The 6,680-nt window shown below is 68.1% G+C and carries 8 protein-coding genes; 4 read left to right on the top strand and 4 right to left on the bottom strand.

The window, feature by feature from the left end; genetic code table 11:
• Nucleotides 1-139: 139 nt before the first annotated feature.
• Both ACQKJZ_RS17185 and ACQKJZ_RS17180 read right to left on the bottom strand, forming a co-directional pair.
• A complete protein-coding gene (locus ACQKJZ_RS17185) occupies nucleotides 140-616 on the bottom strand; it encodes an invasion associated locus B family protein (RefSeq protein ID WP_427732678.1) in 477 nt (158 codons plus the stop codon).
• Entirely contained in the window at nucleotides 613-1,269 is a 657-nt protein-coding gene (locus ACQKJZ_RS17180; RefSeq protein WP_427732676.1) for a histidine phosphatase family protein, read from the bottom strand. The genes ACQKJZ_RS17185 and ACQKJZ_RS17180 overlap by 4 nt, the downstream gene beginning before the upstream one ends.
• Before the next feature lie 141 nt (nucleotides 1,270-1,410).
• On the opposite strand from ACQKJZ_RS17180, the gene ACQKJZ_RS17175 reads away from it, so the two are divergent.
• From ACQKJZ_RS17175 to recF, 3 genes are all read left to right on the top strand, one after another.
• The gene (locus tag ACQKJZ_RS17175; protein ID WP_427732674.1) at nucleotides 1,411-2,025 is read left to right on the top strand and encodes an outer membrane protein; all 615 of its coding nucleotides are present in this window, start codon (nucleotides 1,411-1,413) and stop codon (nucleotides 2,023-2,025) included.
• Nucleotides 2,026-2,175: 150 nt separating this feature from the next.
• Nucleotides 2,176-3,291 carry a DNA polymerase III subunit beta gene (dnaN, locus tag ACQKJZ_RS17170; RefSeq protein WP_427732672.1) on the top strand — a complete coding sequence of 372 codons (1,116 nt, stop codon included), beginning with the start codon at nucleotides 2,176-2,178 and terminating at the stop codon, nucleotides 3,289-3,291.
• 152 nt (nucleotides 3,292-3,443) lie between these two features.
• Nucleotides 3,444-4,487, top strand: coding sequence for a DNA replication/repair protein RecF (recF, locus tag ACQKJZ_RS17165; protein WP_427732670.1), 1,044 nt, complete (start codon nucleotides 3,444-3,446; stop codon nucleotides 4,485-4,487).
• 45 nt (nucleotides 4,488-4,532) lie between these two features.
• Here the strand turns inward: recF and ACQKJZ_RS17160 are convergent, their stop codons facing one another.
• Both ACQKJZ_RS17160 and ACQKJZ_RS17155 read right to left on the bottom strand, forming a co-directional pair.
• The gene (locus ACQKJZ_RS17160; RefSeq protein WP_427732668.1) at nucleotides 4,533-4,913 is read right to left on the bottom strand and encodes a hypothetical protein; all 381 of its coding nucleotides are present in this window, start codon (nucleotides 4,911-4,913) and stop codon (nucleotides 4,533-4,535) included.
• A gap of 78 nt (nucleotides 4,914-4,991) precedes the next feature.
• Nucleotides 4,992-5,501: an ankyrin repeat domain-containing protein gene (locus ACQKJZ_RS17155; RefSeq protein ID WP_427732666.1), complete on the bottom strand. Its 510-nt coding sequence runs from the start codon at nucleotides 5,499-5,501 to the stop codon at nucleotides 4,992-4,994.
• 107 nt (nucleotides 5,502-5,608) lie between these two features.
• On the opposite strand from ACQKJZ_RS17155, the gene ACQKJZ_RS17150 reads away from it, so the two are divergent.
• The coding region (locus ACQKJZ_RS17150) for an ATP-binding protein (RefSeq protein ID WP_427732664.1) at nucleotides 5,609-6,680 on the top strand (1,072 nt) is incomplete at its 3' end.

The raw sequence follows: 6,680 nt of genomic DNA, 5'->3' as shown, positions 1-6,680 counted from the left end.
AAGCCGGGCGTCAATTCCTCCCCTGTAAGGGGAGGTGGCAGGCCGAAGGCCTGACGGAGGGGTGTCGCGCTATCGAGAGGGGTGACACCCCTCCGACGCGCTGCGCGCGCCACCTCCCCTGCCAGGGGAGGAAGGCCATTTAACCCGCCACACACGCCAGCGTCGCCGCATCGATCGCGGCGGCCGCGCCGGCCAGCGCATAGGTGTCGGCGAAGGGCCGGCGGCGCGGGTCGACGGCGGAGACGCTCATGCTGCGGCCCGATCGCATCGCCATGACCAGCGCATGGTCGGTGGCGCCATCGGGGGCCCAGACGTCGCGGTCGGTGCCGACCAGCGGAAAGCGGCGCTCGCCGATCGCCAGCGTCACCGGCGCGGCGCGGTCGCGCGCGGCGCTGAGGTGCAGGTGGAAGGACGCGCGCAGTCGCCGGGCGGGCCAGGTGGCGACGGTGGCGAACCCGCCGGGGCGGCCATTGGCAAGCACGGGCTGAGCGATGGCATAGCAGCGATCGGGATCGCGAAACGCACCCCAGCCCTTGTAGACGCCGATCGTCTGCCGCGCGGCGACCGGCGTCGCCAGCAGTGCGATCCCCAGCAACAGCGCCGCCCGCCCGCTCACGCCGCCGCCGCGCCCATGCCGCAATGGATCAGCGACTCGGCGCCGTCCGCGATCATGACGATCGACCCCTGCGGCAGGCGCTCGGCCACCGGCACGCCGCAATGGGGATCGTCGGGCAGGCCCAGCATCAACCCGCGCAGCACCCGGCTGGACAGGCCATGCATCACGATCAGCCGGTCGCCGTCATGATCGTAGGTGTCGGACAACCAAGCCGCCAGCCGCGCCGCCATCGCCGGATAGGTCTCGCCATCGGGCGCGCCCACCGCCATGCCATGCGGATGGACGACCGGGCCGTGGCGCGCGGTCAACGCGGTCAGCGTCTGACCGCCCCAACTGCCAAAGCCCAGCTCGATCAGCCGCACATCCTGCCGCGTGGCATGCCAGTCGAGGTCCAGGTACTCGGCGATCACCGACAGCGTCTGGAGCGCGCGCCCGGTCGGTGAGGACCAGAGCGTCAGCGCGGGCGACTCGCCCATCCGGGCGGACAGCGCTTCGCCGATCGCCTCGGCCTGGGCGAAACCCCGCCGGGTCAGGGGCGTGTGGAGATCGATCCGGTCGCCCTGGATGCGTCCGATCCGGTTGAACACCGTCTCGCCATGCCGGGCGATGAAGTCGCGCCCGCGTCGCGGGGGCAGGGCGGTGGCGGTCGACATGCCCCTTTCCCTGTCGCGGCTGTTGCGCAGATGCAACGCTTTTTCCTGTTTAGCTGAGGTTCATGCAACGCCGCGCGTTCCGCGCCATTTAAGCCCCCGACCGCCAATGTAATGGCGGCTTGTACAGTAACGGAGTAGTTTATGCGTAAGCTCATGCTCGCCACCCTGGCGACCTCGGCCGTCCTCGCTGCCGCCGCGCCGGCCGCCGCCCAGACGACCACGGGCCAGCCCTTCACGGGTTTCCGCGTCGAGGGCCTGATCGGCTATGACAGCCTGAACGATCGTCAGGGTCAGGACAGCAGCTCGAGCGACGGCGTGCTCTATGGCGCCGGCATCGGCTATGACATCCCGGCCGGCCCGGTGATCCTGGGTGCCGAGGGTGAAATTACGGGCAGCAGCTCGGACACACGCAGCAACGGCATCCGCGTGCCCGGCGACGAATTCCGCCTGGGCGCGGGGCGCGACCTCTATGCCGGCGCGCGGGTCGGCTACGTGATCTCGCCGGTGGCGCTGGGCTATGTGAAGGCCGGCTACACCAACGCCAAGTTCGATGCGCGCTACACCACGGCGGGCGTCACCACGGTCAATTCGCAGGAAGTCGGCGGCTATCGCCTGGGCGCGGGCCTCGAATATGCGATCAGCCCCAACACCTTCGTGAAGGGCGAATATCGCTACTCGCATTATGACGAACTGGACGGCGTCGGCATCAACCCGAACCGCCACCAGTTGATGGCCGGTCTGGGCCTGCGCTTCTGACGACAGGCGGTTTTCCACATTAACGGTGGTTTTACCCCAATGTTGGAGGGGTCGGAGCCTTGCTCCGGCCCCTTCTTCGCGGGTAGGAACCAAGGCCATTTATCACTATCGGAATCGGACCATGCGGTCGTTCCGGCGGGGGATTTCGAGATGAAGGCGACGATCGAACGCGCAACGCTGCTCAAGGGATTGAGCCATGTCCAGTCGGTGGTGGAGCGGCGGAACACGATTCCGATCCTCTCCAACGTGCTGCTGGAGGCGACGGCCGAGGGCCAGCTGCGCATGATGGCGACCGACCTCGACCTCCAGATCAACGACAGCGTCGCCGCCGCCGTCGACCAGCCGGGGTCGACCACCGTGTCGGCGCACACGCTGTTCGACATCGCCCGCAAGCTGCCCGAGGGCGCGCAGGTCCAGCTGACCGCCGCCGAAGGCCGCATGACCATCGTGGCGGGCCGCGCACGTTTTTCGCTCGGCACCCTGCCGCGCGACGACTTCCCCGTCATCGCCGAGGGCGATCTGCCGACCCAGTTCGAGCTGTCGGTCGAGCTGCTCAAGCAGATCATCGACAAGACGCGCTTCGCTATCTCTACCGAAGAGACGCGTTATTACCTCAACGGCATCTTCCTGCACGTCGCCGAGGATAACGGCCAGCCGGTGCTGAAGGCCGCCGCCACCGACGGCCACCGTCTGGCGCGCGTCACTATCGAGCGTCCGCAGGGCGCCGAGGGCATGCCCGACGTGATCGTGCCGCGGAAGTGCGTCGCCGAACTGCGCAAGCTGCTCGACGAGGTGGACGGTTCGGTCGGCGTGTCGCTGTCGGGCACCAAGATCCGCTTCGACCTGGGCCAGGCGATCCTGACGTCGAAGCTGATCGACGGCACCTTCCCCGATTACAGCCGCGTCATCCCGACCGCCAACGACAAGATCCTGAAGCTGGATCCCAAGGCGTTCATGCAGGGCGTCGACCGCGTGTCGACCATCGCGACCGAAAAGACCCGCGCGGTGAAGATGGCGCTGGACCGCGACCGGATCACCCTGTCGGTGACCAGCCCCGAAAACGGCACCGCGTCGGAAGAGGTGCCGGGCGAATATACGTCGCCGGGCTTCGAGATCGGCTTCAACAGCCGTTATCTGCTCGACATCCTGGCGCAGATCGACAGTGATCTGGTCGAAGTCCACCTGGCCGACGCCGCCGCGCCGACTTTGATCCGCGAGAACGACAAGTCGCCCGCGCTCTACGTACTGATGCCGATGCGGGTGTAAGACCGGTCCTCCCCGGCACGGGGAGGTGGCAGCGCGTCAGCGCCGACGAAGGGGGCTTCGCCGCAGGATGACCTGTGTGGCGATCCCCCTCCACCACCGCTTCGCGGCGGTCCCCCTCCCCGTGCCGGGGAGGATGTTCTAAGGCGGACCCGATGCTCACCCGCCTTGTTCTCACCGATTTCCGCAATCACGCCGACCTCGCGCTGTCGCCAGCTGCGGGGTTCGTCGTGCTGACCGGCGAGAATGGTGCGGGCAAGACCAACGTGCTGGAGGCGGTGTCGCTGCTCGCTCCTGGCAGAGGCTTACGCCGGGCGGCGCTGTCGGCGATGGCGCGGCAGGGGGGCAAGGGCGGGTTCGGGGTCGCGGCGACGATCACGGGCGATGTCGAGATCGCGACCGGGGCGCTACCCTCCGCGCCCGAACGCCGCGTGGTGCGGGTGCAGGGGGCGGCGGCGAGCGCCAATGCGCTGTCCGAGTGGCTGTCGGTATTGTGGCTGACCCCGGCGATGGATCGGCTGTTCGTCGAGCCGGCGTCGGAGCGGCGGCGGTTTCTCGATCGGCTCGTGCTGGCACTGGCTCCGGCGCATGGGATGCACGCCACCCGCTATGACGCGGCGATGCGCGAGCGCAACCGGCTGCTCGCCAGCGAGGGGCCGGTCGACCCCGACTGGCTGAGTGCGCTGGAGGCGCGGATGGTCGAGCATGGCGCGGCGATCGACGTCGCGCGGGTAGCGGCGGTGGCGGCGCTCGACCAGCGGCTGGAGGACGCGCCCGATAGCGTGTTCGCGCGCGCCGCGCTCGCGCTGGAGGGGGAGGCGGTCGAGCCGGGGGCCTTCGCCCATGCGCTGGCGATGGGGCGCAGGCGCGATGCGGCGGCGGGGCGGACGCTGGTGGGGCCGCACCGCGCCGACCTGTCGGTAACCCATGTGGCGAAGGGGCAGGCGGCGGCGCTGTGCTCGACCGGCGAGCAGAAGGCGCTGCTGCTGGGCATCGTATTAGCACATGCCGACCTCGTCACCGAGCGGCGGGGTACGCCGCCGGTGCTGTTGCTGGACGAGGTGGCGGCGCATCTCGACCCCTCACGCCGCGCCGCGCTGTTCGAGCGGCTGGCGGGGCGCGGACAGGTGTGGATGACCGGCACCGAGCCCGCGCTGTTCACCGATGTGCCAGGTGAGGCGACGCGCGTCGATTTCTGAGCGGCCGTCTATCTCTCGTCTGGTGATGGAGTAGGGCGAGCGGGCCTATCGACAGATCGCCGTCGCCACCACGTCCAGCGCCCGGTCATAGCTGGCCTGCTCGCCCGCGCTCAAAAAGCCCTGGCTCTTGACGGCGGCGTTGGTGTCGCGACGGATCCGTTCGACCTGTTGCCCCAGCTTTTGCGCCTGCGCCTGGGACAGGCGGCGCGCCTTGCGGGCGGTGCTGATATCCGCTTGCAGGATGTTGGCGCGCATCGAGATATGGGCCTGGCGGACATCGCGGTTCGACCCGCCGATCTGCCCGCGCACGCGGTGCTGTTGGGCGAGGTTGCAGCTGGGGTAATCCTGTCGCACCGGCCGGGCGTCGGCCGCGCCGGCGGCAAGGGCGATCAGGGCGGTGGCGAGGCAGAGGCGCTTGCCGATCATCGATAGTCTCCGAAAGGGCGTTTGACCCTTATACGCGCTGTCGCGACAACGGCTCCCGGCCGGACGATGAAAAGCATGTCATGACAGCCGTTCGGCCAGCGCGGCATTGCCCTGCATCATCGCCAGCGTCCGTGCGCTATTGCCCGAGGTGTCGGCGATCGACAGGTCGGCGCCGTGTGCGATCAGCAGGTCGAGGATCGCCTCCTGCCGGAACAGCGTCGCCATCATCGCGGCGGTTTGCCCGGCACGGTTCTGGTAATTCACGTCCGCGCCGCGTGCCACCAGCAACCGGGCGATGTCGGCATGGCCCTTGAACGCCACGCCCATCAGCGCCGAATTGCCCTGCGCGTCGGTCGCGCCCTCGGGCCGCGCGCCCGCATCGAGCAGCAATGCGGTGGTCGACAGATGGCCGTTATAGCTCGCCAGCACCAAGGCAGTATAGCCGCGCGCATCCGCCACCTCGACCGCCGCGCCCGCGCGCAGCAGTGCGGCCACCGCCTCGTCATGGCCGCTGCGCGCGGCGTCGAGGAACAGCGCCTGGATCCGTTCGGGACTGGGCAATGCGGGGGTGTCGGCGGGGTCGGTCATGCTCCCCCAAACGCCATGGAAAGCGGGGCGTTGCAAGGGGGCACGAAAGGGTGCCGCCGCTGTCCATTTCGCTTTCTTTGGGGGGCGGTAATTCCTATATACTTACTATGGCAGATACCCCTCAGACGAACGAATATGGCGCCTCCTCGATCAAGGTGCTGAAGGGCCTCGACGCGGTGCGCAAGCGGCCGGGCATGTATATCGGCGACACCGACGACGGCTCGGGCCTCCACCACATGGTGTTCGAGGTGTCGGACAATGCGATCGACGAGGCGCTGGCGGGGCATTGCGACCGCATCGACATCCAGTTGAACGCCGACGGCTCGGTCAGCGTGACCGACAATGGCCGGGGCATCCCGACCGGCATCCACCCCGAAGAGGGCGTATCGGCGGCCGAGGTCATCATGACCCAGCTGCACGCGGGCGGTAAGTTCGAGAATACCTCCGACGACAACGCCTATAAGGTCTCCGGCGGCCTGCACGGCGTCGGCGTGTCGGTAGTCAACGCGCTGTCGGAGTTTCTGGACCTGACCATCTGGCGCGACGGCGAGGAGCATTACATGCGCTTCGCGCACGGCGACGCGGTCGCGCCGCTGAAGGTCGTGGGCAAGGCCGAGCCGGGGCAGAAGGGCACCCGCGTCACCTTCCTGCCGAGCCCGACGACGTTCAAGATCACCGAGTTCGACTTCGCCAAGCTCGAGCATCGTTATCGCGAACTCGCCTTCCTGAACTCGGGCGTTCGCCTGTTCCTGACCGATGCGCGGCATGACGAGCCCAAGACGGTCGAACTCTATTATGAAGGCGGGATCGCCGCCTTCGTGAAGTGGCTCGACCGTTCCAAGTCGCCGCTCTTCCCCGAACCCATCGCCATCCATGGCCAGCGCGATGCGATCGGCATGGACGTCGCACTGGAGTGGAACGACAGCTATTACGAGAACGTCCTGGCGTTCACCAACAACATCCCGCAGCGCGACGGCGGCACGCATATTGCTGCCTTCCGCGCGGCGCTGACCCGCACGCTCAACAATTATGCCGACAAGTCGGGCCTTCTGAAGAAGGAGAAGGTCACGCTGACCGGCGACGATATGCGCGAAGGGCTGACCGCGATCGTCTCGGTCAAGCTGCCCGATCCGAAGTTTTCCAGCCAGACCAAGGACAAGCTGGTCTCCTCCGAGGTGC

The sequence above is a fragment of the Sphingomonas sp. NPDC019816 genome (genome assembly GCF_050274375.1).
Classification (GTDB): domain Bacteria; phylum Pseudomonadota; class Alphaproteobacteria; order Sphingomonadales; family Sphingomonadaceae; genus Sphingomonas.
Note: the sequence above shows the minus strand (reverse complement) of the source record. Positions and strands in the feature narration are given on the sequence as shown.

Excerpts from the sequence above, each read along its gene's own strand:
- ACQKJZ_RS17175 (WP_427732674.1), top strand. The coding sequence starts at position 1,411 with ATGCGTAAGCTCATGCTCGCCACCCTGGCGACCTCGGCCGTCCTCGCT.
- ACQKJZ_RS17160 (WP_427732668.1), bottom strand. The coding sequence starts at position 4,913 with ATGATCGGCAAGCGCCTCTGCCTCGCCACCGCCCTGATCGCCCTTGCC.
- recF (WP_427732670.1), top strand. The coding sequence starts at position 3,444 with ATGCTCACCCGCCTTGTTCTCACCGATTTCCGCAATCACGCCGACCTC.
- dnaN (WP_427732672.1), top strand. The coding sequence starts at position 2,176 with ATGAAGGCGACGATCGAACGCGCAACGCTGCTCAAGGGATTGAGCCAT.
- ACQKJZ_RS17155 (WP_427732666.1), bottom strand. The coding sequence starts at position 5,501 with ATGACCGACCCCGCCGACACCCCCGCATTGCCCAGTCCCGAACGGATC.
- ACQKJZ_RS17180 (WP_427732676.1), bottom strand. The coding sequence starts at position 1,269 with ATGTCGACCGCCACCGCCCTGCCCCCGCGACGCGGGCGCGACTTCATC.